Here is a 26,396-nt window from a genome sequence, read left to right on the forward strand (position 1 = left end):
GGCGTCCTTGCGCGCCGCTTCGCCCATTACTTTGCCTCTGGCACCTGGATGACCGAGAAGAACAGGCCGAGCTGACGCACGGCATTGGAGAAGTTCTCGTAATTGACCGGCTTTGTCACGTACACATTGGCGCCGAGGTCATAGCAGCGCTGGATTTCCACCTTGTCGTCGGTGGTGGTGAGGACCACCACGGGCGAGCGCTTGAGGTGCTCGTTTTCCTTGATGCGCTTCAGGATGTTGACCCCGGTGGTGTCGGGCAGGTTGAGGTCGAGCAGGATCAGTAAAGCACGCCCCGCGTTCACCGCGCCCGTTCCGTCCGGTCCGAACAGGAAGGAGATGGCGCTGGTGCCGTCGGTGAAGGGCATGATCTCGTTGAGCACGCCGGCGCGGCGGATGTTCTTCTCGATCAGCCGCGCGTGGCCCGGATCGTCCTCGATCATGACGATGGTCACATGCTCAGGCATTCTTTCCCCCATGAGTGTCGACAACGAGCTTGCGGGGCAGCGTCACCTTGAAGACGGTGCCTTGCCCCAGTTCCGAGTCCAGCGTGATGCCTCCCCCAAGGCGCCGGACGAGGGCCCGCACATGGGCGAGCCCGATGCCTTCCCCCGGCCGGTCCTGCGGACCCGAGCGCCGGAACAGCTCGAACACCCGCGCGCGGTCGTTGGGATCGATGCCGCGGCCGTTGTCGCGGATCATGTAGGTGATGTAGCCGGGCGTCTCGCGCGCCGAGATCTCGATCAGGCCGGGGACTTCCGGGCGCAGGTACTTCACCGCATTGTCGATCAGGTTCGTGAACACCTGTTCGAGGGCGAGCCGGTCGGAGATGATCGAGGGCAGGGGCGCGATGCTGACCTTGGCCTCGCGGTCCATCAGCTGATGCGCCATGGTCGCGGTGATGGCCTGCATCAGCTCGGTGACGTTGATGGCGGCGGGGGCGAATTCCTTCCGCCCCTGGCGTGAGAGATCGAGGATGGCGTTGATGAGGCGGTCCATCTTGGTGATGGACGCCTTGATGAAGCCGAAGGCCTCGCTGAAGTCCTTGTCGAGGTCCTCGTCCGAGTCGGAGGCCTCCTCGCCCACGCGGCGGCGCAGGTCGGCAAGACGGTCGAACAGGTCGGTGCGCAGCGCTTCCAGTTCGCTGGTGAAGCCCATGATGTTGACCAGCGGCGCGCGCAGGTCATGGCTGACGATGTAGGCGAAGCTCTGGATCTCGTTATTGGCTTCCTGGAGGTCGGCGGTGCGCTCGGCCACCCGCTGCTCGAGGATCTGGTTGGCGCCTTCCACCTCGTGATGGGCGCGCCGCAGGGCGTCGGCGGTCTTCTGGGCGAGCCGCAGGCCGATGACGGCGATGATGATGAGGGCCGCGACGCCCACGAGGTTGACGATCAGCAGCAGGAAGCTGGAGCGGCTGGAGGTCTCCGAGCGCTCCGCCAGCAGCGCCTGCTCGGTCTTCTGCATGGTGGCGATGATGGCGCTGATGTCGCGCGTCAGCCGCTCGCCGCGATCGGTGCGCACCACGGCGAGGGCGCCGGCGTCGTTTCCGGACCGCTTGAGAAGCACGGTGTGGCGCAGTTCATCCTGCTTGGCGCGCACCAGATCGGTGAGTTGCTCTGCCGCGGCGAGGCGGCGCGTGTCGCCCCGCAGGCGCTCTCTGATCTGGTCGAGGAGCGGTCCCATTTCGGCGACCGACGAATCGAAAGCGCCGAGATAATCGGTGTCGCCCGTCAGCAGGAAACCGCGCTGGGAGCTTTCGGCGCGCAGCACCTGGTTGCGCAGGGTGGAAAGGTCATTCTCCATGAGCAGGGTCTGGGTGACCTGGTTCGCGTCCTCGCGTGTGCGGTTGATGAGGAAGAGCGACGCGACGCTGATCACGACGAGCACGGCCAGGCCACAGCCCATCATGGTGGCCTGGAGGAGCACCTGGCGGCCGGACCGTGCGGGGAGGGTGGGTGTGCTCACGGACGGCTCCGGTCCATAGCCGGCCCTTGCCTTTCAAGGCCGCAGGCCCGACGATGCGCCCTACCGCGCACGACAAAAGCGCGCAGGGGTGCATACCTGCACCCCCACGCCGCGGCCATCGCGACTGGCAGCCCCTTGTCCAAGACCAAACTCCCGACACGCATCAACGGAGGCAATAAGCTCCGCTGAAGCTTGTCGGTTCCATCGAGACGCGCTTGGATGATGGAAAAATCGCATTTTTTTACGGAAGTCACATGCAAGCTGCCGAATGCGACCGCGCTGCGGGCGCCGAAGCTGCTCCGTCGGGGGACGAAGCGGCCGATTTCATAGCCCGTTTTGGACAGCCGGACATCGTCGAGGTGCTGCTGCCCGATACCAGCGGCGTGCTGCGCGGCAAGTGGGTGCCCGGCACCAGCATGGGCAAGATCTGGCGCGACGGCGTGCCGATGCCCCGCTCACTGTTCGGCCTGGATATCTGGGGCCGGGAAGTCAATTCCACCGGCATCCATATCGAGACCGGCGACCGTGACGGCCTGTGCCGGCCCATCCCCGGCACGCTGAAGCCGGTGCCCTGGTCGCCGCGTCCGGCGGCGCAGGTGCTGCTCACCATGCATCAGGACGACGGCGCGCCCTGGATGCTGGACCCGCGCCAGCAACTGGTGCGGCAGGTGGAGCGGGCGCGGGCTCTGGGCTTCGAGCCCACGGTGGCGTTCGAGCTCGAATTCTATCTGCTGAAGCCCTGGGCCCCCGGCGAGGCGCCGGTGCCGATCTTCCCGCACACGGGCGAAGCCCGGCAGAACATGTATTCCATGTCCGATCTCGATGCCTGCGCCGGCGTGCTGCACGAGATGCGGGAGGCGGCGAAGGTGCAGGGCCTGCCAGCGGACACGGTGATTTCGGAAGCCGCGCCGGGGCAGTTCGAGATCAATCTCTATCACCGCCCCGACGCGCTGGCGGCGGCGGACGAGGCCATTCTGCTGCGCCGCCTCATCGATGGCGTGGCGCGGCGGAACGGCATGCGGGCCACCTTCATGGCCAAGCCCTTCGCGGAGTTCGCGGGCAATGGCATGCATGTGCACATCAGCCTTGGCGGGGTGGACGGCACGAATGCCTTCGCCCGGCCCGACGGTGTCGGCGAGCGCCTGTTGCGCCATGCGGCCGCCGGCCTGCTCGCCACCATGAAGGACACGCTGCTGTTCTTCGTGCCGAGCTTCAACGGCTACCGCCGGCTCGTGCCGGCGAGCTACGCGCCCACGGGCATCAGCTGGGGCTATGACAATCGCTCCGTGGCCGTGCGCGTGCCCAACGGGCCGCCGGCCGCCCGCCGGCTGGAACACCGCATCGCCGGGGCCGAGGCCCATCCGCATCTGGTCATGGCGGGCATTCTCGCCGGCATGCTGGAAGGCATCGAGCGGGAAATGGAGCCGCCGCCGCCGCTTAGTGGCAACGCCTTCGAGGGCGAGACGGAGCGGCTGTCGCCCTCCATGGCCGCGGCGGTGGAGGGCTTCCTCGCTTCCGGCTTCATCACCCGCACCTTCGGCGCCGACTACCAGCGCATCTATGGGGTGATGAAGCAGGAGGAATGCGGGGCCTTCACCCGCGCCATCCTGCCGCTGGAATATGAGACTTATCTGTAGCTTAGCCGCAAAAAGAAGGGTCCGGTTGTGGCATTCCGGGCACGCCCGGTTCGCCCCGTGCCGTCGTAGCCGTCTACCGCATTGACCTAACCGCAGGTGCCCGGCACGGTCGACCATCCTGGTGGGGACGATCGTGATGAATGCGGTGGGGTGGAGCGCTGGAACGGCGCACGGTGGAGCGATGTCGCGCGGCAGCCGGCGCGCGATGCGGCGCGCATGGCGGGCGGTGATGCTGGCATCGGTGGCGCTGCCGCCGGCGGCCCATGCGGCGGATGCCCTGACCTGGTCGATGTACAACAGCTACAGCCAGTCCTACTTCATCGAGTATGCGCGGGGCCTTTCGGGCGCGCTCTCCAATGCGACGACGATGAATTTCAACGTGTCCGTGGCCGGTCACACGCTCTATCCCACCATGGATACCGGCTCGACCGGCCTCGTCATCTCAGCGAACGTTCTCGGCCTCAGCACGACCGCACCGGTGAATGCGCAGGCGGGCTGGGTCTTCTACAACAGCTCGGGCCTGCTGCTGACCGGCTATTTCAGCCAGCAGAATGTCCAGTTCTCCGGCAAGGACGCCAACGGCGCGGCGACGCCCGTGGTCTCGAACGTGCCGGTGCTGGTGGTCACGCAGGCCCAGTGCCTCGGCGTCGGTGCCAACTCGTCCAGCTGCGATGCCGCGACGTCGGTCAACGGCGTGCAGATGATGGGCATCGGCTTCGATCGCAACACGATGGGCACGGGCGTGGTGAACACGTCCAACCCCACGGCCGCCGCCGCCCGGCTCGACGCGGCGCCGACCACGCCGCAGATCTACAATCCCTTCCTCAATTTGGTCACCAGCGGCTCGGGCGCCTATCGCAACGGCTACATCATCACGCCCACGGGCGTTTATCTGGGACTGACCGAGGCCAACACCTCGGCGCAGGCCTACAGCTATGCCCAGCTCGCGCTGGCTCCGAAGCAGACCGCCGGCGCGCCCCAGTGGCTGGCGACGACGGTGACCGTGACGGTGACAACCCCCGCCGGGGCCAGCACGCCGGCCAGCAGCGCCTCGGGCAAAGGCACGCTGCTCATGGACACGGGCGTGGAAGACGCCTTCATCGGCATTCCCAATGGCGGGTCCATCACGCCGGCCTCGAACACCGTGGTGACGCTGCAGCTCGGAAACGGCATCGGCACCTACAGCTTCACGGTGCCGAGCAGCACGAGCCCCGCCAGCACCAATCCACAGACGCCGACACGGGTGAGCTTCTTCGATTCATCCTCCGGCTTCATCAATTCCGGCCTGCACACCTATGCCGGCTACAATGTGCTGTATGATGCGGACGGCGGCTTCATCGGCCTCGCGCTGAACAATTATCCGGGCAGCACGGCGCAGGTCACGCAGATGATCGCCGCGCAGGGCACCCTCAATCTCACGTCGGACTTCGCCACCAACCTGCCGGTGCTGCTGATTGCGAACGCGACCGTCGCGACGGCATCCGGCTCGACCGCCACCTTCAACGGCGACTTCACCGGCACCGGCCAGCTCACCCTTCAAGGCGGCAGCGTCACGTTGAACGGCCAGCTCACCCATTCGGGCGGCACCGTGGTGGCGACCGGCACCACCCAGCTCGGCGGTACGCTCATCGGCTCCCTCTCCGTACTGGCGGGGGCCACCTTCCTTGATGCCAGCGGCGGCTACACTGTCGCGGCGGGGCGCACCCTCTCGAACGCCGGAACCTTTACCGGGCCGTCCTCGGTAAGCGTGAGCAATGCCGGCACCGTGGTGAACAGCGGCACCTTCGCGGTGAGCTTCAGCAATTCCGGCACGGCGACCAACACCGCGACGGGCGCCTTCACCGCGAACATCGCGAACTCCGGCGTCTTCCTGAATGCCGGCTCCATCACCGGCAACGTGACGAACACCGGACAGTTCACCAGCGCCACCACCGGCACCATCGCCGGGACGGTGCAGAACTCCGGCCGCTTCACCAACAACGGCAGCATCGGGCCCGGTGCGGCCACGCCCCCGGTCACTGTCGCGAACACCGGAGCCTTCGTGAACGCCGGCGGCATCACCGGCAATGTGACCAATGCCGGCCAGTTCACCAACAACGGCACCATCACCGGCACCGTCGAGAACACCGGCACCTTCGGCGGCAACGGCACCGTGGGCCATCTGCTGGTGCGCACCGGCGGCGCGCTGTCGCCGGGCAATTCCATCGGCACCCACGTCGTCCGGGAGAATGCCACGTTCGAGCCGGGAGCCGTGCTGCTGGCCGAGCTTGGCACGCCGGGCACATCCGACCGGCTGATCGTGGGCGGCACGCTGACGGCCGGTGGCGCCGTACTCGTGCCCATTCCCGGCGAAGGTTTCGCGCCGGCGCTCGGGGCCGGCTACCGCGTCTTCTCGGCCGGCACGACGGCTTCCAATTTCACGGTCGGCGGTCCCTATTTGGGCACGGCCGGGGCGGTCTATCCCTTCCTCTCGGCGAGCCTCGGCTCCGGCGCCGACAGCGGCCTCCTGACGCTGAACCGCAGCGCCGTCTCCTATGCGGCCCTCGCCCCTACCGGCAATGCCGCCGCCGTCGGGCGTGCCGCCGATACGGTGGCGCTCGCGCAGCCGCTGGGGCAGGCACTCGCGGTCATGCCGGGGGCTGCGGCGCCGGCGGCGCTGGCCAGCCTCTCCGGCGAGATCTATGCCTCCGCGCAAGGCGTGCTCCAGGTTCAGTCCTCTTACGTGCGCAACGCCGTGACCGGCCGCCTCGCGCAGGCGGAAGGCGCGCCGGGCACGGCGCAGCTCGCACCCGTCGATGGCTTCGGAACGACGCTCTGGGGGCAGGCCTATGGCGGGTGGGGCAGCACGGCCAGCGACGGCAATGCCTCCGCCATGACGCGGTCTCTCACCGGCTTCCTCATCGGTCTCGACGGGCGTCTGTCGGACTGGCGGGTGGGCGTGGCCGGCGGCTACAGCCAGTCGGACTTCAGCACGGACAGCCTGCCGGGCAGCGGCACCAGCGACAATTACGATCTGGCCCTCTATGCCGGCCGGACCTTCGGGGGCGATGCCAACGGGGCCTTCGCGCTGCGGGCGGGTGCGGCCTATAGCTGGCACGATCTCTCGGTGAGCCGCACCGTCACGGCGCCAGGTCTCGTGGCCGGCTATGGCACCGGCTATTCGGCGGGAACGGCGCAGGTGTTTGGCGAACTCGCCTATACCTACGCGCCCAGGACCGAGGGACTGCCGGTGAGCCTTGAGCCCTTCGCCGGTCTCGCCTACACGGCGCTTTCCACCAACGGCTTCACAGAGCCCTTCGGGCCGGCGGCGCTCCGGGCACAAAGCGCGAGCTTCGACACGCTGAGCACGACGCTGGGCCTGCGGGCGCGCACGACTGTGCAGGTGGGGGCCGTGCCCGTGGCGCTCACGGGCAGCGTCGGCTGGCAGCATGCCTTCGGCGATGTGACGCCCACGACCACCTTCACCTTCGCGGCCGGCTCGCTGCCCTTCGCCGTGGCGGGGGCGCCGCTCGCCACCGACGCTCTGCTGCTGGGCCTCGGCGCAGGCGCGAAGCTCGCGGACAATCTCGACCTGTCGCTCGCCTATAACGGCCAGATCGCCTCCGGCTTCACGGAGACGGCCGTGAAGGGGATCCTCTCCTGGCGCTTCTGAGGACGTGGGAGGGCGGTCTCTGGGGCTGACATTCCCCGGCTATCCCCCTCTCTATCCCTCCCCCGATCCCCCTCCCTATCCCTCCCCCGCAGGCGGGAGAGGGGACCTGTTGTGTGGAGCTTGAGACCGTGCGCCATCAGGAGGCGTTGAACGCAGGTGGGCGCCCCCCCAAAAAGGCGGGAAAAGCCCTCTCCCGCTTGCGGGGGAGGGTTGGGAGGGCGCGCGGCCGGGCGCGACGCCGACCGCTGAGGGGGCCCTGGGAGCCCGCGAGCCCCAAACGCCGCCTCCGCCGCCAGCCGTCAGCCCTTGGTGAACTGGCGATAGTCCGGCTCACGGTGGAACCAGAATTCGTAGCCCGAGACGCTCTTCTGCATGGCGACGTCATGCATGGGCTGGTTGAGGGGCACGATGGGCACCTCGGCCATGCACATGGCGATGAACTGCTTCACCGTCTCGGCGTATTCCGCCTTGTCGGCGCTGAAGCGGGCCTTGTCGATCAGCTTGTCCATCTCCGCATTCTTGTAGGCGGAGATGTTGAAGATCGAATTGTTGCCGTGCAGGTTCCAGTAGAAATAGTATTCCGGATAATCCAGCCAGCCGCTGAACCTGTTGAGCACCATGGGGAGCTCCTTCTTGTTCAGCGTCGTGCGCCAGTTGGCGCCGGGGATCTTCTCCACCGCGGCCTTGATGCCGATTTTGGCGAGGTTTTCCTGAATGAGCAGGGCCGTGGGCTCGCCCACAGTCGCGGTGCCCACGTCCAGCGAGAGCGTCGTTTCCAGCCCGTTCGGGAAGCCCGCCTCCACCATCAGCGCCTTCGCCTTCTCAAGGTCGGTGGCATAGGGGAAGGGCTGCGGCCACACCGACTCGGCGGGCGTCGCGCTCTTGGCGCCATACATGGGAATGGCGCGGCCGAAGAAGGCGTTGTCCTGGATCTGCTGGTAGGGCATCGCCCAGGCGATGGCCTGGCGCAGCTTCACGTTGTCGAAGGGCGGCTTCGACGTGTTGAGGGCGATGTACCAGAGGCAGTTGGGGATCGGCACGCCGACCACCTTCACCTTGGCCTCCTTGATGAGCTGCTCGAAATCCTTGGGCGGGAAGCCGGCGGAGAGGTCCGCGTCCCCCCGCTCCAGCATGGCCCGGCGGGTGCCGGCGGAGGGCACGTCGCGGATGATGATGCGGCGGATGGAGGGGAGCTTGCCGTTCTTCCAGCCGTCGAAGCGGGTGAGGATCGTCTCCGAGCCCGGCTTCCAGCTCTCCACCTTGTAGGCGCCGCCGCCGGCCGTGTTCGTCTTCAGCCAGTTCATTGCCCACGGATCGTCCGCCGTGGCGTTTTTCTGGGCGAGGGCGGAGTTGATGACGAAGGGCACCACCACCGCCACGTTGAACAGCAGCATCTTGTCCTTGCGCAGATAGTCGATGCGGAAGGTGTGGTCGTCCACGACCACGAACTGCTCCTTCTTCTCCAGCGAGCCCGCCGACATCTGGAAGGTGGGGAAGCCGCCGACGCTCACTGCCCGGTCAAAGGACCACTTCACGTCCTTGGCCGTGACGGGCGTGCCGTCATGGAAGACGGCGTCCTTGCGCAGGTGGAAGGTGCAGGACATGCCGTCCGCCGCCTCTTCCCAGCGCTCCGCCAGCTCCGGCGCCAGCGTCGCCCGGTCATAGGAGAGCGTGCCGTCGGGCAGCGTCTTGGGGGCATAGGTGAGCAGGCGGTCGTACGTGTTCCAGGAAAGGCCGTTGACGGTCTGGTTGGAGCCGACGCCATGCATGTCGAGGCTGTTGGGGCCAAGCTCCTGCACCACCAGCAGGGTCTCGTTCCGGGCCTGCGCGGAAGCGGTGCCGCCCAGAAGCAGCGACAGGCCCAAAGTTCCCGAACCCTTCAGCAGCGTGCGGCGGTCGAGCGGCAGTTCAAACGGCATCCTGTTCCTCCTCGGCGGCACGGTTTCGTGCCGTTGCCGCAGAGGTAAGCAAGGCTTGTGCCTGCCGCTCGGAGGGCTGGCCAGCCCCTCAGAGGCTGAGCATCGCGTAGATGACGGCCGCGCAGGCGGCGATCAGCGTGGCGCAGATCAGGCCGGCTTGCGGAAAGGGCGCGGGGCGATCGTTCATACCGCCATGCTGCGCCCACAGGCTGGCGCGGAACTGTTGTTGCTCCGCAACGAAAAAGGCCCGTCGCGGGGTGCGACGGGCCTTCGGGTTCGATGGGCGGGCGGCTGCCTCAGTTGTCGAGGAAGCTGCGCAGCTTGCGCGAGCGCGAGGGGTGCTTGAGCTTGCGCAGCGCCTTGGCTTCGATCTGGCGGATACGCTCGCGGGTCACGGAGAACTGCTGGCCCACTTCCTCAAGGGTGTGGTCCGTGTTCATGCCGATGCCGAAACGCATGCGCAGCACGCGCTCCTCGCGGGGCGTGAGCGAGGCCAGCACGCGGGTCGTGGTCTCGCGCAAGTTGGACTGGATCGCGGCGTCGATGGGCAGCACCGCATTCTTGTCCTCGATGAAGTCGCCGAGGTGCGAATCTTCCTCGTCGCCGATGGGCGTTTCGAGGGAGATGGGCTCCTTGGCGATCTTCAGGACCTTGCGGACCTTCTCCAGCGGCATGCCGAGCTTCTCAGCCAGCTCTTCCGGGGTCGGCTCGCGTCCGATCTCGTGCAGCATCTGGCGCGAGGTGCGGACGATCTTGTTGATCGTCTCGATCATGTGCACCGGGATGCGGATGGTGCGGGCCTGATCGGCGATGGAGCGGGTGATGGCCTGCCGGATCCACCACGTGGCATAGGTCGAGAACTTGTAGCCGCGCCGGTACTCGAACTTGTCGACCGCCTTCATGAGGCCGATGTTGCCCTCCTGGATGAGGTCCAGGAACTGAAGGCCGCGGTTCGTGTACTTCTTGGCGATGGAGATCACGAGGCGCAGGTTCGCCTCCACCATCTCCTTCTTGGCCTGGCGGGCTTCCTTCTCGCCCTTCTGCACCATCTGCACGATCTTGCGGAATTCCGCGATCTCCAGCGCCGTCTCGGTGGCGAGGGCGTGGATGTCGCCGCGCAGGGTGTGGATGCCGTCCTTCTCGTGGGCGACGAATTCCTTCCAGCCCTTCGAGCCGAGCTTGGAGACCCGCAGCAGCCACTTCGGGTCGAGCTCATAGCCCTGGTACTGGCGCAGGAAGTCGTCGCGGGCGACGCCATAGCTCTCCGCGAGGCGGAGCAGGCGGCCCTCGAGGCTCACGAGGCGCTTGTTGATCTCATAGAGCTGCTCGACCAGCGAATCGATGCGCGCCTGGTTGAGCGACAGCGACTTCATGTCGAGAACGAGGTCTTCCTTGAGCTTCTTCGCCTTGCGCTCCTGCGCCGGCGAGAGGGTCTCGTTCTTCAGCTTCGATTCGACATTCTGGTCCTGGAGGCGGCGCAGCTTCTTGTAGTTGTCGGCGATGCGCTCGAAGGTCTCCAGCACCTTCGGTTTGATCTCCGTCTCCATGGCGGCGAGTGACAGGGAATTCTCCATGTCGTCTTCGTCATCGCCCGGAGCGGCGCTGTCGTTGAGGAGGCCGTCCTCGCCGGCTTCGGGCGCGAGCGCCGTCTCGCCCTCGATCACCGGACCCGCCTTGCCCTCGGGGCCGGCATAGGTGGCTTCAAGGTCGATGATGTCGCGCAGCAGGACGCGGCCTTCGGTGAGCTCGTCGCGCCAGATGATGATGGCCTGGAAGGTGAGGGGGCTTTCGCACAGGCCGGCGATCATGGCCTCGCGGCCAGCCTCGATGCGCTTGGCGATGGCGATTTCGCCCTCGCGGGAGAGCAACTCGACGCTGCCCATCTCGCGCAGGTACATGCGCACCGGATCGTCCGTGCGCTCGCCCGGCTCGGACTTGGTCTCGGAGCGGACGACGGCGCGCGGGGACTGCTCGGCGAGTTCGCCGCTGTCCACCTCTTCCGGCTCGTCGGCGGTCTCGCCTTCCTCGCTCGCTTCCTCGGCTTCCGCCTCTTCAGCCTCGATGACGTTGATGCCCATGTCGTTGAGCATGGCGAGGGTGTCCTCGATCTGCTCGGAGGTCACCTCCTCGGAGGGCATCACTTCATTGAGCTGCTCGTAGGTCACATAGCCGCGGCGCTTGGCAGACTTGATCATCTTCCGGACAGCCGCGTCCGAGAGGTCGAGCAACGGCCCGTCGGGGGCGTCGACCTCCTTCTCCGGAGCTTCGGTCGTCTCGGTGGCCTGCTTCGCCATGGACATCTCCTGCACATCGCCGCGCGGCGGCGAAAGCGGTGTGCCGCCTGCGCGCCACCGCTCATCCCAATTCAAACGCGGGCCACCCTATGGCGATCCCGTTAAACCAGCCTGAAGGCCGCTCCAACCCCAAAAAGAGGCGGCAGGCCCCCTTGGCCCTTCAAAAAGCGCAGAGCGGCTAGACGGATTTGTGCGATCCGCGGCCGGACGAGGCGCCGAAACCTTCCACCAGGGCCTCCGTTCCCTCGGCTGCCGAAAGGCGCTCGCGCACATCGCGCAGCCACGCGAAGTTCGCCTCGCTCGGATCGGAGCCCAGGGAACGTTCAGCTTCCCTCAGTTCCTTAGATAGCGCGTAAGCCTTTTGATGCAAGGCCGCGCGCTGCAACCACCAGAGCCTTGCGTCCTCCGGAGCGGTGTCGGGATAGGCCGGCCAGTCCATCTTCGGATTGGCGAAGGCTCGCACGCGTTGCGCGAGGGCGTCGAGATCCTCGCGCGTCAGGTGTTCGGTGAGCGCCTCGCCCTCATGGGCGCCTTCCAGATGCGCCTCCAGAAGCGCGCGCCGGAGCCGGTCCGCGTCCTTGTTGGCAAAGGGCAGGCCGGCGACCTCCTCGGCATATTCGTCCATCAGCCAGGGATGGTTGATGAGGCAGAAGAGCAGCAGCGCCTCATTGCGCGGCAGGCTGGCGAGCGGCCCCCGCACCACCGCAGATCGTGCCAACTCCGTGCCTGGCACCAGCGGCGGCTCGCGCATGAAACGGCCGTTCTGGGGCCGGAAATTGCCCGAACGACCGGGCGCAGCGCTCCAGCCGCCCTCGAATCGGCGCGGGCGGTTCTCGCTGCCGGGGGAGAGCAGGCGGCGCAGGCGATCCTGCAGATCCTGCTTGTAATGGCGGCGGACGTTCTCGTCCTGAATGGCGGCCACGGCCTCGCCGATGCGCGCTTCCAGCGCCGCCCGGCGCTCCGGCGTCTCGAGGTTGCTGCCCTCGGTCTCCCGCGCCCACAGCATGGCGGAGAGCGGCTGCGCCTGCGCCAGCACGCCTTCCATGGCCTCGCGTCCGCTGGCACGGATGAGGTCGTCCGGGTCCTGCCCGTCCGGCAGCGCGCCAAAGGAGAGGCTCTTGCCCGGCTTGATGTGGGGCAAGGCAAGCCCCACCGCGCGGAAGGCGGCGCGGCGGCCGGCCTTGTCGCCGTCGAACAGCAGCACGGGCTCGTCCGCCATCCGCCAGAGCAACTGGAGCTGCTCCTCGGTAAGGGCGGTGCCGAGCGGGGCGACGGCGCCCTCGAAGCCCGCCTCCACCAGCGCGATCACGTCCACATAGCCTTCCACCGCGATGACGGGCGCGCCCTTCTGGACGGCGGCACGGGCGGAATAAGCGTTGTAGAGCAGCGAGCCCTTGTGGAAGAGCGGCGTCTCCGGCGAGTTCAGGTATTTGGCCGGAACGTCCTTCTCCAGCGCCCGGCCCCCGAAGGCCACGACGCGGCCCTTCAGATCGGTGATGGGGAACATCACGCGGTCGCGGAAGCGGTCGTAAGGGACGGGAATGTCGTCGCCGGAGATCAGTAGGCCGGTCTCGACCATGTCGGAGACGGGGACGCCGGCCTTGCCGAGCGCCTCCTTGAGCGCGAAGCGGTCGCCCGGCGCGTAGCCGAGGCGGAAGCGCTTCTGCGTGGAGGGGCCGAGCCCGCGATCGGAGAGATAGCCCCGTGCCTTGGCGCCGGCCCGTGCCTGAAGCTCGGCCTCGAAGAAGGCGGCGGCCATCTCCATCACCTCATGCAGCGTGCGGCGGCGGGCCTCCTTGGCGGCCGCCTCCGGCGTCACGTCCGGCAGCGGCAGGCCGGCCATGGAGGCGAGCCGTTCCACCGCTTCGCCGAAGGGGAGGCCTTCGGTCTCCATCAGGAAGTCGAACACGTCGCCGTGCTTGCCCGAGGAGAAGCAGTGGTAGAAGCCCTTTTGGTCATTGACGAAGAAGGAGGGCGTCTTCTCCGCATTGAAGGGGGAGAGGCCGGCGAACTCGCGGCCCTGCTTCTTCAGCTTGACCCGTCGCCCCACCACTTCCGAAACCGGCAGCCGGGTTCGGATTTCGTCGAGGAAGGAGGGCGGGAAGCGCATGCCGGCTGTCTCAGGTCCACAAACGGCTGCGGGAAAGCTCAGCCGGAAACTCTAGACGCGGGCGGGAAACGCGTGCGCCCCGGCCAGTCCAGCCGAGGCGCCAATGCCCGCTATCCCCATTATTCACCGATGGGGTTACGCCGCCGTCAAGGCGTCCTTCACCCAGGCGGAGGCCTTGCCGAAGTCGATGGCGCCGGCGTGGCGCTCCTTCAGCACGCCCATAACGCGGCCCATGTCCTTGATGCCCTTGGCCTCGATCTCCGCGACCACGGCGGCGATGGCCGCGCGGGTCTCTTCCTCCGAGAGCTGCTTGGGCATGAAGTCCTGGATGACCTTGATCTCGTCGCGCTCCTGCGCGGCAAGCTCCGGCCGTCCGTTCTCCTCATAGATCTTCGCGCTCTCCTCGCGCTGCTTCACCATCTTGGCGAGCAGGGCGCGCAGGTCGTCGTCGGAGAGCGGGTCCTTGCCCAGGCCCCGGGCGTCGATATCGCGGTCCTTCACGGCGGCATTGATCAGCCGCAGCGTGGACACGCGGCACTTGTCCTGGGCTTTCAGCGCCTCTTTGAGGGCTGTATTGATCTCGTCACGCAGCACGGCGTCCTCTTGAATAACAGCATCCGCGCCGGTGCCGGTGCCCGGCTCCGCTCTGGGCGCAGATCAGGGGTATGAGCGCGGCCCTTGTCACCAGCGGCATCCTCAGGTAGCCGGGCATTCGGCGCACAAATTCGCGCGCATGGCTGGCAACGCCGCGCGCAGTCCCTTATCTAGGCGATCCATGACGCAGGAACAAGACGCACCCGGCTCCGCCGAGGGCTGGACCGAACCGAAGCCGACCGCCCTTCTGGTTCTCGCTGATGGCACCGTGCTGGAAGGCTTCGGCTTCGGCGCGGCCACCGAGGGCGTGGGGGAGGTGTGCTTCAACACCGCCATCACCGGCTATGAGGAGATTCTCACCGATCCCTCCTATGCCGGTCAGATCATCACCTTCACCTTCCCGCACATCGGCAATGTGGGCACGAACGAGGAGGACATCGAGACGGTGTCCGCCGCCGCCGTGTCCGGCGTGCGCGGGGTCGTGGTGCGCGGATCGGTGACCGATCCATCCAACTACCGGGCCACCCGCCATCTCGACGCCTGGCTGAAGGCGCGGGACATTCCCGCCATCAGCGGCATCGACACCCGGGCGCTCACCGCCCTCATCCGCGAAGGCGGCATGCCGAACGCGGTGCTCGCCCACAATCCGGCCGGCGTGTTCGACATCGAGGCGCTCAAGGCCAAGGCCAAGGAATGGCCGGGCCTCGTCGGCATGGACCTCGTGCCGGGCGTCACCTCGGTCCAGCGCTTCAACTGGGACGAGACCGAGTGGCAGTGGAATGGCGGCTATGGCCACCAGGGCGCGCCCAAGTATCACGTGGTCGCCATTGACTATGGCGTGAAGCGCAACATCCTGCGCCTGCTCGCCACCGCAGGCTGCAAGGTGACCGTGGTCCCCGCCACCACCTCGGCGGCGGACGTTCTGGCGCTCCAGCCGGACGGCGTGTTCCTGTCCAACGGCCCCGGTGATCCGGCGGCGACAGGCGAATATGCGGTGCCGGTGATCCGCGAGCTGATCGCCAAGGAGATCCCCACCTTCGGCATCTGCCTCGGCCACCAGATGATCGGCCTCGCGGTCGGTGGCCGCACCCTGAAGATGCATCAGGGCCACCATGGCGCGAACCATCCGGTGAAGGATCTGACCACCGGCAAGGTGGAGATCACGTCCATGAACCACGGCTTTGCCGTGGATCGCGACAGCCTGCCGGCCAATGCGCAGGAGACCCATGTGTCCCTGTTCGACGGCTCCAACGCCGGCATCGCGCTGGCCGACAAGCCGGTGTTCTCGGTGCAGTATCACCCCGAGGCGAGCCCCGGCCCGCGCGACAGCCACTATCTCTTCACGCGTTTCGTGGAGCTGATGGCCAAGCACAAGGCGGCCGCCTGAGGCATCCGAAGGTCCGAACATAAGAAAGCGCCCGGCCAGACGGTCCGGGCGCTTTTCTTTTGGGGCCTCACTCTGCAGGTTGCCCGCTAGGGCGGCTGGTCTCAGTCGAGGAAGTCGCCGTGGGCTTCCACGTGCTTGGCAAGGCCGAGCGTGTGCTCGCGCACGAGGCGTTCGGCGAGGTCGGCATCGCGCTTCTCGATGGCCTCGACGATCTTCGTGTGGTCGATGATGGAGCGCTGGGCGCGGTGATCCTGCCCGATGGTCACCTTGCGCACGCCGCGCATGTGCGGGAACAGGTTGTCCGTCGTCTCCACCAGGAGTTCGCTGCCCGAAAGCCGGATGATGAGGCGGTGGAAGGCGAGATTGGCCTCCGAATATTCCGAGACGAACGCCTCCGGATCGCGGTCGGCGAAGGCGCGGATGTTCTCGCGCAGCAGCTTGATGTCGGCGTCCGTGGCGCGCTGGCAGGCGAGGCGGGCGGCCATGCTCTCGAGCGCCGCCCAGACGGTGATCATCTCCAGCACTTCGCGCTTGGTCTTGCGCACCACGAAGATGCCCCGACGCGGCACCGAGCGCACGAAGCCTTCCTGCTCCAGAAGCGTCATGGCCTCGCGGATCGGGGTGCGGGAGACGCCGAGCTTCTCGGAGAGCTGTCGCTCCTCCAGCCGGATCTCTTCCTCATGGCTGTAGATGTCCATCTCCATGATGGCAGCCTTGAGTGCCTTATAGGCTTTCATCCGGAAGCTCGATTCGGTCTCGATCGGCTTCACGTTGATATCCTGGTAAGTCATCTCGCCCTTGCCTGACCCAGCCGTTGCAAGCCGTTGCGTATGATCGGGCCGGTGCGCAGGCCCGAAGGATCGGGCGGCGCGGCGCTTCCGGCTTTTCGCATACAACATACTCTGTGTCATCTCTGGGCGGCGAGAGCAAGCAAGCTCTGGCCGACAAAATTCCAGAACATCCGGTTGCAGTGCAGCGTAAAAGTCCCGTTCGGGCTGCGGCACTGCTTATTGACATCACGTATTCTGCATACCAGCATGGTTCCAATGAAGGAGGTGCCATCCTCCGACGCGGCCTGCCTCAGGCGCTGCGCTTCCTCCGCGGGCTTCCGCGGCGTTCCAGCTGAATGAGGACTGCCATGATCTCGGTCGACGATATTCTGCGCGAGAAGCGCGACACCCGCATCGTGACGGTGCGGATGAACGAGACCATCGCCACGGCGGCGATGATCATGCGGCGGGAGAACGTCTCCTCCGTGGTGGTGAAGGACGTGTGCCGGACCGAGGGCAATACGGTGGTGGGCGTGTTCTCCGAGCGCGACGTCACCCGCGCCCTGGTGGAGCATGGCGCAAACACGCCGAGCCTGACGGTCGGCGCCTTCCTGAAGCGTCAGGTCATCTCCTGCGCGCTGACGGACAGCATCGTCACCGTCCTGCGGCTCATGGACGAACATCAGGTGCGCCACCTGCCGGTGATGCAGGAGCATGCGCTCGTGGGCGTGATCAGCGCCACCGATCTCATGCGCCATTACTTGCATGAATCCGAGGTCGCGACTTTCGCTGAACAGGCCCACAGCGGCATGAATGTCGCTCTTGCTGCATTGCGGTAGTTCTCGCGCAGTTGCAGCAAGAAAACGGCTGCAAAACATTTGCAGCCGTTCGGGATGAATGGTACGCTCAAATGTACTTGGTATACGGGATACAATAGCGGAGCCAACGAGCTTCAACCCGCGGCTTGGGCGGGCGGTTTCCAGGGTCGGCGGAAGACCGGCATCGGAAAAAAGAGGGCAGGATCCAGGGGTTAGAAGGCATGGCCAAGGCGCTCGAAGGCGTGCGGATTCTCGATATGACGCACGTTCAGTCCGGACCGTCCGCGACGCAGATGCTCGCTTGGATGGGCGCGGACGTCATCAAGATCGAGATGCCGCGCCGGGGCGATATTACCCGGAGCCAGCTGCGCGACCGCTCCAACGTCGACAGCCTGTATTTCGCGATGCTGAACGGCAACAAGCGCAGCGTCACGCTGAACATCAAGTCGCAGCAGGGCCAGGACGCCCTGACGCGCCTCATCGAGCGCTGCGACGTGCTCGTGGAGAATTTCGGCCCCGGCGTGCTCGAGCGGCAGGGCTTCTCCTACGAACGCATCAGCGCCATCAATCCCCGGATCGTCTACGCCTCGATCAAGGGCTTCGCCGGCACGGACGATCAGGATGCCAAGGCCTATGAGACCATCGCCCAGGCGATGGGCGGGGCCATGAGCACCACCGGATGGCAGTCCGGCCCGCCCACCGCCTCCAGCGCCCAGGTGGGCGACACGGGCACCGGCATCCACTGCGTGGCGGGCATCCTTGCGGCCCTCTACCAGCGCACGGTCACCGGCCGCGGCCAGCGGGTGGACGTGGCCATGCAGGACTGCGTGATGAACATGCTGCGGGTGAAGCTGCGGGACCAGCAGCGCCTCGCCTCCGGGCCGCTGACCGAATATCCCGGCGCGCCGCGCGGGGATTCGGTGCCGCGGGCCGGCAATGCTTCCGGCGGCGGCCAGCCGGGTGCGGCCCTGCGCTGCGCTCCGGGCGGCGAGAACGACTATTGCTACGTCATCATCCAGCCGCAGGGCTGGGCGCCGCTCATGCGCCTCATCGGCCGCAAGGACCTGATCGAGGATGCCCGCTTCGCCTCCCACGAGGCGCGGGCGGAGCGGCTGGACGCCTGCTTCGAGGTGATCGAGGCCTGGACGCGCAAGCGCACCAAGTTCGAGGTGATGAAGGCGCTCTCGGCCATTGACGTGCCGTGCGGCCCCATCCTCTCCACCAAGGACATCATCGAGGACCGCAGCCTCTACGAGCGCGGCTTCCTCGTGGAAGTGCCCCATCCCGAGCGGGGCAATTACGTGACCGTTGCTTCGCCCATCCAGCTCTCGGACAGTCCGGTAGAGGTGGAAAGGGCGCCCCTGCTTGGCGAGCACACCGAACAGGTGCTCGCCTGGATCGGTTTCGGTGCCGACGATATCGCCAACATGCGGGCCTCCGGGGCCGCGTGAATCGTCGGGATCGAAAGAAGGAGCCGGATCCGGCCGGGCCAGAAAGAGCCCGTCCGGCATCTGCGTGATCAGGAAAGGACAAGTTCTACGCGTTCGCAACAGCCGCCCAAAGAGGGACAGAGGGTCGGGCGGTCCTCATATCAATAGAAGAAAAATCATCTTCATCAGGGGTAGGAAACATGGTCGCTCAAGCTGGGAGCAGCCCCGCGCCGTCTACGCGCTGGCTGCAGTTGGTGGCCGGCATCGTCTGCATGGTCGCGGCTGCCAACATTCAATATTCTTGGACACTCTTCGTTCCGGAGATCCAGAACGCCCATGGCTGGACGCGCGCGTCCATTCAGGTGGCCTTCACCATCTTCGTGGTGGTGCAGACTTGGCTGACGCCGATCGAGGGCTACTTCATCGACAAGTACGGCCCGCGCGCCGTGGTGTTCGTGGGTGGTCTCTTCACCGGCCTGTCCTGGATCGTCAACTCCTATGCCACCACGCTGACGGGCTTCTACGTGGGCGCGGTCATCGGCGGCATCGGCGTCGGCTGCGTGTATGCCACCTGCGTCAACAGCGCGCTGAAGTGGTTCCCGGACAAGCGCGGTCTTGCGGTCGGTCTCACCGCGGCGGGCTACGGCTCGGGCACGGTCCTGACGATCATGCCGATCGCCAACATGCTCAAGACCTCCGGCTATCAGGACACCTTCTTCCTGTTCGGCCTCATCCAGGGCGCCATCATCCTTCTCGCGGCGGGCTTCCTGCGGCAGCCGGGCTCCGGTGAAGTGGTGTATTCGGCGAGCGTCGCCCAGTCCCGGCGTGACTACACGCTCGGCGAAGCGCTGCGCACTCCGGTCTTCTACGTCATGCTTGGCATGTTCATCTGCACCGTTACCGGCGGTCTGATGGCTGTGGCGCAGCTCGGCGTCATCGCGGAAGATCTCGGTGTGAAGAAGGTGGAAGTGAACCTCTACTTCTTCGCCATGGCCGCCCTGCCGTTCGCGCTGATGCTGGACCGTATCCTCAACGGTATTTCGCGTCCGCTGTTCGGCTGGATCTCGGACCATATCGGCCGTGAGAAGACCATGTTCTTTGCTTTCGCCATGGAAGGCATCGGCATCGTCGCCCTCGGCACGTTCGGTCACAATCCCTGGGCCTTCATCATCCTGTCCGGCGTGGTCTTCCTCGCCTGGGGTGAAGTCTACTCTCTGTTCAGTGCAACCGCGGCCGATACGTTCGGTTCCAAGCATGTGGGCAAGATCTACGGCGTTCTTTACTGCGCCAAGGGTGTCGCGGCTCTGCTTGTTCCCGTGGCGAACCTGATCATGGAAGCATCGGGCAGCTGGGCGACGGTTCTTTACATCGTCGCTGCCATGGATCTGACCGCTGCCTTTGCCGCGCTTTTCGTTCTGCGTCCGATGCTGGCGCGCCATCACCGGCAGAACGAAGCGGCGGCCCAAGCCCTGCGCGAGCGCGACGGTATCGTCCGCGCTTGAACAAAGAGCCCTCTGTCGCCCTCGGGCGACCCCTCGCGGCCCCGGCTTTGCCGGGGCCTTTTTTTTGTTTTTGCGCGCGATCCGGGCGCTGTTGCCCGTCGCTGCGCAACGCAATAGTCTCGTGCAGGCGAGAGATTTTGAGTAAATTGGCGTATTCGTAAATACATATATCCAGGCGGAATTTTCTAATCGCCTTCATGAAATGTAGTTTCGATTATATCCGCGTATAGATGTGAAATTCGCCTTCCGCAAAATCCGCCTTGATCGGCGAAAATCATTGATAAATCAAGCGGATGTAGCTGTTACATTACAGTAATTAGCATGCAAGACGAACCTTCTTCATGGGATCACAGTGACGGTACGCAAGCCGGCCCGACGCCAAGCGGGCACGGCCTAGAAGAACGGCGACCGTCACGGGCCTTCATCGACCAGTCTTCGATGACACCAACGTGTGGGAAGGGAAGGAAATGTCGTCAGTCCAAACCGCAAGCCAGGGGCCCGTCGGAGGGCGTTGGCTGCAGCTGCTCATCGGCGTGGTCTGCATGTCGATGATCGCCAACCTGCAATATGGCTGGACCCTCTTCGTCGAGCCGATCAACGACAAGTATCACTGGGGTCGTCCGGCGATTCAGGTGGCGTTCACCATCTTCGTGCTCACTGAGACCTGGCTGGTCCCGATCGAGGGCTGGTTCGTCGACAAGTTCGGTCCCCGCATCGTCGTCTTCATTGGCGGCATCCTGTGCGCCGCGGCCTGGGCCATGAACTCGGTCGCGAGCTCTCTGGCGCTCCTCTACGTCTCCGCGGCCATCGGTGGCATCGGCGCCGGCGCGGTGTACGGCACCTGCGTGGGTGCGGCGCTCAAGTGGTTCCCGGATCGTCGCGGTCTCGCCGCCGGCCTTACCGCCGCGGGCTTCGGTGCCGGCTCGGCCATCACCATCGTCCCGATCGCGGACATGATCCACAATGCGGGCTATGAGCAGACCTTCCTCGTGTTCGGCCTGCTGCAGGGTGGCGTGGTGCTGCTGCTCTCGCTGCTGCTCCAGAGCCCGAAGGAAGGCCAGCTGCCGAAGACGGTCTCCAAGGGGATCGTGCAGAGCCGCCGCAACTACGGCCCCGGCGAGATGGCCAAGGCTCCGGTGTTCTGGGTCATGTACCTGATGTTCGTGCTGGTGGCCGCCGGCGGCCTGATGGCCACGGCGCAGCTCGGCTCCATCGCCAAGGACTTCCACATCGGCGATGTGCCGGTGAGCCTCATGGGCATCACCATGCCGGCGCTGACCTTCGCGCTGTCCATCGACCGCGTGCTGAACGGCCTCACCCGCCCGTTCTTCGGCTGGGTGTCGGATAACATCGGCCGCGAGAACACCATGTTCATCGCCTTCGCCCTCGAGGCGGTCGGCGTGCTAGCCCTCGCCAAGTTCGGCTCCAACCCGGTGGCCTTCGTTCTGCTCACCGGCCTCGTCTTCTTCGCCTGGGGCGAGATCTACTCGCTCTTCCCGGCCACCTGCGGCGATACCTTCGGCTCGAAGTTCGCCACCACCAATGCCGGCCTGCTCTACACGGCCAAGGGCACGGCCTCGCTGGTGGTCCCCTTCGCCAGCATCGCCGTGGCGCAGATGGGCAACTGGGACATGGTGTTCCTCGTCACCGCGGCGGTGAACGCCATTGCGGCCCTGATGGCGCTGTTCGTTCTGAAGCCCATGCGCTCCCGCTTCGTGGCCCAGGCCAAGATCGAATCGGAAGAGATCGGCAAGGTTCAGGCGAAGATCGCCAACTGAGGACGAGAGGCGGGGCTGAGCTCCGCCGGTCATCGAGACTGCGGTCCCCGGTCCGTCCGGGGGCCGTTTTCATTTGTGGAAGGGAAAACGTCGTCTCAGAGCGCGCGGGGGAAGGACGCCCAGGCGGGCTCGTGCTCTTCGTCCTTGCGGCCGCCGAAGCTGGCGCGCGGGGCGGTGTCGGTCAGCGTGGCAGCCGGCGCGCCGGCGAGCGCGGGAGCCTGCACAGGAACGGCCGACCGCAGCATCGCGCCGAGGGTGCCAAGGAGACGCGAGAGGGTGGATTCGTTCGTGGTCATGTCTGCCTCCAGGTGCGGGCCCTTCCCGCACCGTCTGCCGGCCGCCACGTCGGCGGCCGTCGTTCACGGAAGACATACTGACCCAGTTTCAGGATCCGTGGTATACAAAATAACGCAGAACGCTCCCGCGTTTGCGCATATCAATTACTTTACGTAAGCGGCAAGATTTCGCAGGTGCGAAAGAGTGCCGCGCGTCGATCCGGACGTGCCGGCGGGCACGGCGCCTTCTGTCACGGCGGGCAGGAAGTCCGTCGCCAGCTCCTTGCCGAGTTCCACACCCCATTGATCGAAGGCGTCTATGCCCCACACTGCGGCCTCTATGAAGACGCGGTGCTCATAGAGCGCGATCAGGCGACCTAGGGTGAAGGGGTCGAGGAGCGTATAAGCGAGGGTGAGGGACGGCCGGCTGCCGGAGAAAACACGGTGCGGTGCAATACGTTGCGCCTCCGCCTCACCCATGCCCTTGGCGCGGAGCTGCGCGGTTGCCGCCTCCAGCGAACGACCCCGCAGCAGGGCTTCCGACTGGGCAAGGCAGTTGGCGATCAGCAGATCGTGCTGGTGGCGCAGCTTCGGCTCGTGGCCCTGGGCGGCAATCAGGAACTCCACCGGAATGATGTCTGTGCCCTGGTGGATGAGCTGGAAGAAGGCGTGCTGTGAATTGGTGCCCGGCTCGCCCCACACCACCGGCCCCGTGGGTCGCGCCACCGGCGTGCCGTCGAGGGTCACCGACTTGCCGTTGCTCTCCATGTCGAGCTGCTGGAGATAGGCGGGCAGGCGGGCGAGGCGCTGGTCATACGGAATGACGGCGCGGGTCGGATAGCCGCACACGTTCCGGTGCCACAGGCCGACCGCCGCCAGTAGGGCCGGCAGGTTCTCCTCCAGCGGCGCATTGCGGAAGTGCTCGTCGATGGCCGCGCCGCCGGCGAGGAAATCCGCGAACAGGGCCGGGCCGATGGCGACCATGAGCGGCAGGCCCACCGCCGACCACACCGAATAGCGCCCGCCCACCCAATCCCAGAAGCCGAAGGCGCGGGCGGTGTCGATGCCGAAGGCGGCCACCTTGTCGAGGGCGGTGGAGACGGCGGCGAAATGCGCACCCACCGCCGCCTCGCCCTGCGCATCGGCGATCCAGGCCCGCGCGGTGCGGGCGTTGGTCATGGTCTCGATGGTGGTGAAGGTCTTGGAGGCGATGATGATGAGCGTGGTCGCCGGATTGAGCGGCTTCAGCACGTCATGGATGTGCGCGCCGTCCACGTTCGAGACGAAGTGCAGGCGCGGGCCATCGTGATAGGGCGCGAGCGCCAGCGTCGCCATCACCGGGCCGAGGTCGGAGCCGCCGATGCCGATATTGACCACGTCCGTGAAGGCCTGCCCGCGCGCCCCGGCGATGGTGCCCTTGCGCACGCCTTCGGCGAATGCGGCGAGACGGCCGAGCGTTTCGCGGATCTCCGGCTTCACATCCTGCCCGTCCACCAGCAGCGGCGCGGCGGTGGTGTCGCGCAGCGCCGTGTGCAGCACGGCGCGATCCTCGGTGATGTTGATGTGGGCGCCGGCGAACATGGCGTCCCGCCGCGCTTCCACCCCTGCCGCGCGCATGAGTGCGTAGAGGCCGGCCAACGCCTCCTCGGTCAGCGAGGTCTTGGAGGCATCGAGCAGCAGGTCGCCGAGGCTGAGAGAGAAATGCTCGAAGCGGTTCGGCGCGTCAAAAAGCCGGGCGATGGGGGTATCGCTCGTCGCGGCGCGCAGGGCGGCGAGGCGCTCCCAGGCCGCGGAGACCGCCTCGGCACGCGCCTGTGGGTCCGCGATCTCGGTGGTCACGTCGGTCATCGAAGGATCTCCGTCAGGGGCACCACAGCACGTCGAGCGGGCGTGGGCTGTGCAGAAGGATGGCGCGGATCGGACGCTCCATGGGATCGCCGGGTTCCCGCGCCGCATCGAGCACGGCTTTCTTGCCGGCCCCCTCGATGTGCAGGAACAGGGCGTCCGCGCCGATCAGCGGGCCGATGGTGAAGGTGATGCGCGGCTCGCCCGCTGCCGGCGCGCGGGCGGTGATGAGGTCGGCATCGGTGCGTGGATCGATGGCCGCCGCCAGCGTGTCCGCGCCGGGAAAGAAGGAGGCGGTGTGGGCATCATCGCCCATGCCCAGCACCACGGCCGCGAAGGGGCGGGGTAGGGTCGCGACGGCGGCATGGGCAGCGGCGAGTCCCTCCTCGGGGGAGGGGGCGCCCGTATAGAGCGGCACGAACCGGGCAGCGGCGGCCGGGCCTCGCAGCAAATGGGCGCGCACGAGGGCGGCGTTGGAGCGGTCCGAAGTCTCCGGCACCCAGCGCTCGTCTACCGGCGTCACGCTGACCTTTGCCCAGTCGAGGGGCGCGCCGGAGAGCGTCTCGAAGAAGAGGGTGGGCGTGCGCCCGCCGGAAACGGCTAGGGAGGCCCGACCATCGCTGGCGAGGCGCCGGCGCAGGGCCTCGGCCACGTGGGCTGCGAGGGCGCGGGCGAGCGCCGCGCGATCCTCATAGGCCGTGAAGGCGACGGGCAGCAGCTCGCCCGGTGCGGTTTCGGTCATGGCGGGCTCCAGTGCGGGGCCGGAAGGGCAGGGCGGTCCCCGGCCGGAGCCAGGGTCACGCGGCAGGCGTCAGTCATCCATCCAGGTGCGGCCGTCGCGCTCGATGAGCGCGATGGAGGCGGAGGGTCCCCAGGTGCCGGCCGTATAGGGCTTGGGCGGCTCGTGGGAATTGCGCCAGGCTTCCAGGATGGGATCGATCCATTTCCACGCCGCTTCCACTTCGTCGCGGCGCATGAACAGGGTCTGGTTGCCGCGCACCACGTCCATCAGCAGCCTCTCGTAGGCGTCTGGGTTACGCACCCCGAAGGCCTCTGCAAAGCTCATGTCGAGGGGCACGTGCTGGAGGCGCATGCCGCCCGGGCCGGGATCCTTGATCATCAGCCACAGCTTCACACCCTCATCCGGCTGAAGGCGGATGACGAGGCGGTTGGCCATGATCGGCCCCGCCTGCCCGTCGAAGACGGAATGGGGGATGGGCCGGAAGGCCACGACGATTTCCGAGACGCGGGAGGGCAGGCGCTTGCCCGTGCGCAGATAGAAGGGCACGCCGGCCCAGCGCCAGTTGGCGATCTCCGCGCGCAGGGCGACGAAGGTCTCGGTGTCGCTCTCGGGCGATCCGAGTTCTTCGAGATAGCCCGGCACCGCGCCACCGGCCGAGGCGCCTGAGCGATACTGGCCGCGCACGGTCAGATGCGGGGCGCTGCGCTCGTCGATGGGCACGAGGGCCTTCAGCACCTTCAGCTTCTCGTCGCGCACCGCGTCCGCATCCATGGAGACGGGCGGCTCCATGGCGACAAGGCAGAGCAGCTGGAGGATGTGGTTCTGCACCATGTCGCGCAGGGCGCCGGCGGTGTCGTAATAGCCCGCGCGCCCGGCGGTGCCGATGCTCTCGGCCACCGTGATCTGCACATGGTCGATATGGGCGTTGTTCCACACCGGCTCGAACAGGGCATTGGCGAAGCGCAGCGCCATCAGGTTCTGCACCGTCTCCTTGCCGAGATAGTGGTCGATGCGGAAGATCGAGTCTTCCGGGAAGACCCGGCCCACCGCCTCATTGACCTTGCGGGCCGAGGCGAGATTCTTGCCCACCGGCTTTTCCACCACCACGCGGCTCTGGGGCGTGACGAGGCCATGGGCGCCGATGCGGCTGCAGATGTCGTCGAAGAGGTCCGGCCCCACCGCGAGATAGAACACGCGCACCCGGTCGCCGCCTTCGGAGAGGCGCGCCTTCAGGTCGGTCCAGCCTTCGTCGGAGACCGCATCCACCGCCACATAGTCCACGCGGTCGAGGAAGCGGGCGAGGCGCTGGGCCTCGATGGTGTCGATGCCGTCGCGATCCTCCACCGAATCGCGGGCCAGTTCCTGGAACTCGCCCCGCGACATGGGACGACGGGAGACGCCGATGATGCGGGCGTCGGGCGGGATCTGCCCGGCGAGGTCGCGCTCATAGAGGGCGGGCAGCAGCTTGCGTTTCGCCAGATCCCCAGTGGCGCCGAACACCACGATGTCAAACGGATCCACGGTTATGACGCGAGCAACCATCTCAACTCTCCAGACCCGGCCCAAGGCCGAACACCGTCGTCAAAGGACCCTTCTAGCAAATCCTTCGCGTCGATGATGCGACCATCGGGCGGGAACGTTAAGGCCGCGGTGAAGTTCCCTCGCGACCAGGGCGCGCGGC

18 protein-coding genes are annotated in these 26,396 nt (G+C 66.5%); 7 read left to right on the plus strand and 11 right to left on the minus strand.

All coding sequences use genetic code 11. The annotated features are described in order from the left end of the window. Window positions 1-26: 26 nt before the first annotated feature. Both DFO45_RS02840 and DFO45_RS02845 read right to left on the minus strand, forming a co-directional pair. On the minus strand, window positions 27-464 hold the full coding sequence (locus DFO45_RS02840; protein WP_012172173.1) for a response regulator: 438 nt from the start codon (window positions 462-464) through the stop codon (window positions 27-29). Next, a complete protein-coding gene (locus DFO45_RS02845) occupies window positions 457-1,962 on the minus strand; it encodes a CHASE3 domain-containing protein (RefSeq protein ID WP_133863662.1) in 1,506 nt (501 codons plus the stop codon). The genes DFO45_RS02840 and DFO45_RS02845 overlap by 8 nt, the downstream gene beginning before the upstream one ends. 254 nt (window positions 1,963-2,216) lie before the next feature. Here DFO45_RS02845 and DFO45_RS02850 point away from each other — a divergent pair, with 254 nt between their 5' ends. Continuing rightward, the gene (locus DFO45_RS02850; RefSeq protein WP_133863663.1) at window positions 2,217-3,599 is read left to right on the plus strand and encodes a glutamine synthetase family protein; all 1,383 of its coding nucleotides are present in this window, start codon (window positions 2,217-2,219) and stop codon (window positions 3,597-3,599) included. Window positions 3,600-3,828: 229 nt separating this feature from the next. After that, window positions 3,829-7,251, plus strand: coding sequence for an autotransporter domain-containing protein (locus tag DFO45_RS02855; protein ID WP_166657033.1), 3,423 nt, complete (start codon window positions 3,829-3,831; stop codon window positions 7,249-7,251). Between the two features lie 299 nt (window positions 7,252-7,550). Here the strand turns inward: DFO45_RS02855 and DFO45_RS02860 are convergent, their stop codons facing one another. The 4 genes from DFO45_RS02860 to DFO45_RS02875 all read right to left on the minus strand — a co-directional run bounded on the left by DFO45_RS02860 (window position 7,551) and on the right by DFO45_RS02875 (window position 14,168). Next, complete coding sequence (locus DFO45_RS02860; protein WP_133863665.1) at window positions 7,551-9,170, minus strand: ABC transporter substrate-binding protein; 1,620 nt, start codon at window positions 9,168-9,170, stop codon at window positions 7,551-7,553. A 296-nt stretch (window positions 9,171-9,466) separates the two neighbouring features. Next, complete coding sequence (rpoD, locus tag DFO45_RS02865) at window positions 9,467-11,464, minus strand: RNA polymerase sigma factor RpoD (RefSeq protein WP_043879595.1); 1,998 nt, start codon at window positions 11,462-11,464, stop codon at window positions 9,467-9,469. Window positions 11,465-11,642: 178 nt separating this feature from the next. After that, complete coding sequence (gene dnaG / locus DFO45_RS02870) at window positions 11,643-13,574, minus strand: DNA primase (protein WP_133863666.1); 1,932 nt, start codon at window positions 13,572-13,574, stop codon at window positions 11,643-11,645. Between the two features lie 135 nt (window positions 13,575-13,709). Next, window positions 13,710-14,168 carry a GatB/YqeY domain-containing protein gene (locus DFO45_RS02875; RefSeq protein WP_133863667.1) on the minus strand — a complete coding sequence of 153 codons (459 nt, stop codon included), beginning with the start codon at window positions 14,166-14,168 and terminating at the stop codon, window positions 13,710-13,712. Between the two features lie 181 nt (window positions 14,169-14,349). Between DFO45_RS02875 and carA the strand changes: the two genes are divergently transcribed. After that, window positions 14,350-15,555 (plus strand): glutamine-hydrolyzing carbamoyl-phosphate synthase small subunit, encoded by a 1,206-nt coding sequence (gene carA, locus DFO45_RS02880; RefSeq protein ID WP_133863668.1) that lies wholly within the window; start codon window positions 14,350-14,352, stop codon window positions 15,553-15,555. A 101-nt stretch (window positions 15,556-15,656) separates the two neighbouring features. On the opposite strand, the gene DFO45_RS02885 is transcribed toward carA, so the two are convergent. After that, complete coding sequence (locus tag DFO45_RS02885) at window positions 15,657-16,346, minus strand: GntR family transcriptional regulator (protein ID WP_012172160.1); 690 nt, start codon at window positions 16,344-16,346, stop codon at window positions 15,657-15,659. A 347-nt stretch (window positions 16,347-16,693) separates the two neighbouring features. On the opposite strand from DFO45_RS02885, the gene DFO45_RS02890 reads away from it, so the two are divergent. From DFO45_RS02890 to oxlT (DFO45_RS02905), 4 genes are all read left to right on the plus strand, one after another. Beyond that, the gene (locus DFO45_RS02890) at window positions 16,694-17,164 is read left to right on the plus strand and encodes a CBS domain-containing protein (RefSeq protein ID WP_012172159.1); all 471 of its coding nucleotides are present in this window, start codon (window positions 16,694-16,696) and stop codon (window positions 17,162-17,164) included. Window positions 17,165-17,364: 200 nt separating this feature from the next. Then, window positions 17,365-18,594, plus strand: a complete 1,230-nt coding sequence (frc, locus tag DFO45_RS02895; RefSeq protein ID WP_133863669.1) for a formyl-CoA transferase — start codon at window positions 17,365-17,367, stop codon at window positions 18,592-18,594. A gap of 179 nt (window positions 18,595-18,773) precedes the next feature. Next, on the plus strand, window positions 18,774-20,075 hold the full coding sequence (gene oxlT, locus DFO45_RS02900; protein WP_012172157.1) for an oxalate/formate MFS antiporter: 1,302 nt from the start codon (window positions 18,774-18,776) through the stop codon (window positions 20,073-20,075). A gap of 467 nt (window positions 20,076-20,542) precedes the next feature. Further along, window positions 20,543-21,853: an oxalate/formate MFS antiporter gene (oxlT, locus tag DFO45_RS02905; RefSeq protein ID WP_043879592.1), complete on the plus strand. Its 1,311-nt coding sequence runs from the start codon at window positions 20,543-20,545 to the stop codon at window positions 21,851-21,853. Between the two features lie 95 nt (window positions 21,854-21,948). On the opposite strand, the gene DFO45_RS02910 is transcribed toward oxlT (DFO45_RS02905), so the two are convergent. The 4 genes from DFO45_RS02910 to zwf form a co-directional block, all read right to left on the minus strand. After that, window positions 21,949-22,149, minus strand: coding sequence for a hypothetical protein (locus tag DFO45_RS02910; protein ID WP_043879591.1), 201 nt, complete (start codon window positions 22,147-22,149; stop codon window positions 21,949-21,951). A 144-nt stretch (window positions 22,150-22,293) separates the two neighbouring features. Further along, window positions 22,294-23,976 carry a glucose-6-phosphate isomerase gene (pgi, locus tag DFO45_RS02915; RefSeq protein WP_133863670.1) on the minus strand — a complete coding sequence of 561 codons (1,683 nt, stop codon included), beginning with the start codon at window positions 23,974-23,976 and terminating at the stop codon, window positions 22,294-22,296. Between the two features lie 13 nt (window positions 23,977-23,989). After that, entirely contained in the window at window positions 23,990-24,715 is a 726-nt protein-coding gene (pgl, locus tag DFO45_RS02920; protein WP_133863671.1) for a 6-phosphogluconolactonase, read from the minus strand. A gap of 69 nt (window positions 24,716-24,784) precedes the next feature. After that, entirely contained in the window at window positions 24,785-26,257 is a 1,473-nt protein-coding gene (gene zwf / locus DFO45_RS02925; protein ID WP_012172152.1) for a glucose-6-phosphate dehydrogenase, read from the minus strand. Window positions 26,258-26,396: the final 139 nt, after the last annotated feature.

The organism is Azorhizobium sp. AG788, assembly GCF_004364705.1.
In the GTDB taxonomy this organism is placed as follows: Bacteria; Pseudomonadota; Alphaproteobacteria; order Rhizobiales; family Xanthobacteraceae; genus Azorhizobium; species Azorhizobium caulinodans.

Coding starts and splice junctions, on each gene's coding strand:
- DFO45_RS02840 (WP_012172173.1), bottom strand. CDS start 464: ATGCCTGAGCATGTGACCATCGTCATGATCGAGGACGATCCGGGCCAC.
- DFO45_RS02850 (WP_133863663.1), top strand. CDS start 2,217: ATGCAAGCTGCCGAATGCGACCGCGCTGCGGGCGCCGAAGCTGCTCCG.
- DFO45_RS02855 (WP_166657033.1), top strand. CDS start 3,829: ATGCTGGCATCGGTGGCGCTGCCGCCGGCGGCCCATGCGGCGGATGCC.
- DFO45_RS02860 (WP_133863665.1), bottom strand. CDS start 9,170: ATGCCGTTTGAACTGCCGCTCGACCGCCGCACGCTGCTGAAGGGTTCG.
- rpoD (WP_043879595.1), bottom strand. CDS start 11,464: ATGGCGAAGCAGGCCACCGAGACGACCGAAGCTCCGGAGAAGGAGGTC.
- dnaG (WP_133863666.1), bottom strand. CDS start 13,574: ATGCGCTTCCCGCCCTCCTTCCTCGACGAAATCCGAACCCGGCTGCCG.
- carA (WP_133863668.1), top strand. CDS start 14,350: ATGACGCAGGAACAAGACGCACCCGGCTCCGCCGAGGGCTGGACCGAA.
- DFO45_RS02885 (WP_012172160.1), bottom strand. CDS start 16,346: ATGACTTACCAGGATATCAACGTGAAGCCGATCGAGACCGAATCGAGC.
- DFO45_RS02890 (WP_012172159.1), top strand. CDS start 16,694: ATGATCTCGGTCGACGATATTCTGCGCGAGAAGCGCGACACCCGCATC.
- frc (WP_133863669.1), top strand. CDS start 17,365: ATGGCCAAGGCGCTCGAAGGCGTGCGGATTCTCGATATGACGCACGTT.
- oxlT (WP_012172157.1), top strand. CDS start 18,774: ATGGTCGCTCAAGCTGGGAGCAGCCCCGCGCCGTCTACGCGCTGGCTG.
- oxlT (WP_043879592.1), top strand. CDS start 20,543: ATGTCGTCAGTCCAAACCGCAAGCCAGGGGCCCGTCGGAGGGCGTTGG.
- DFO45_RS02910 (WP_043879591.1), bottom strand. CDS start 22,149: ATGACCACGAACGAATCCACCCTCTCGCGTCTCCTTGGCACCCTCGGC.
- pgi (WP_133863670.1), bottom strand. CDS start 23,976: ATGACCGACGTGACCACCGAGATCGCGGACCCACAGGCGCGTGCCGAG.
- pgl (WP_133863671.1), bottom strand. CDS start 24,715: ATGACCGAAACCGCACCGGGCGAGCTGCTGCCCGTCGCCTTCACGGCC.
- zwf (WP_012172152.1), bottom strand. CDS start 26,257: ATGGTTGCTCGCGTCATAACCGTGGATCCGTTTGACATCGTGGTGTTC.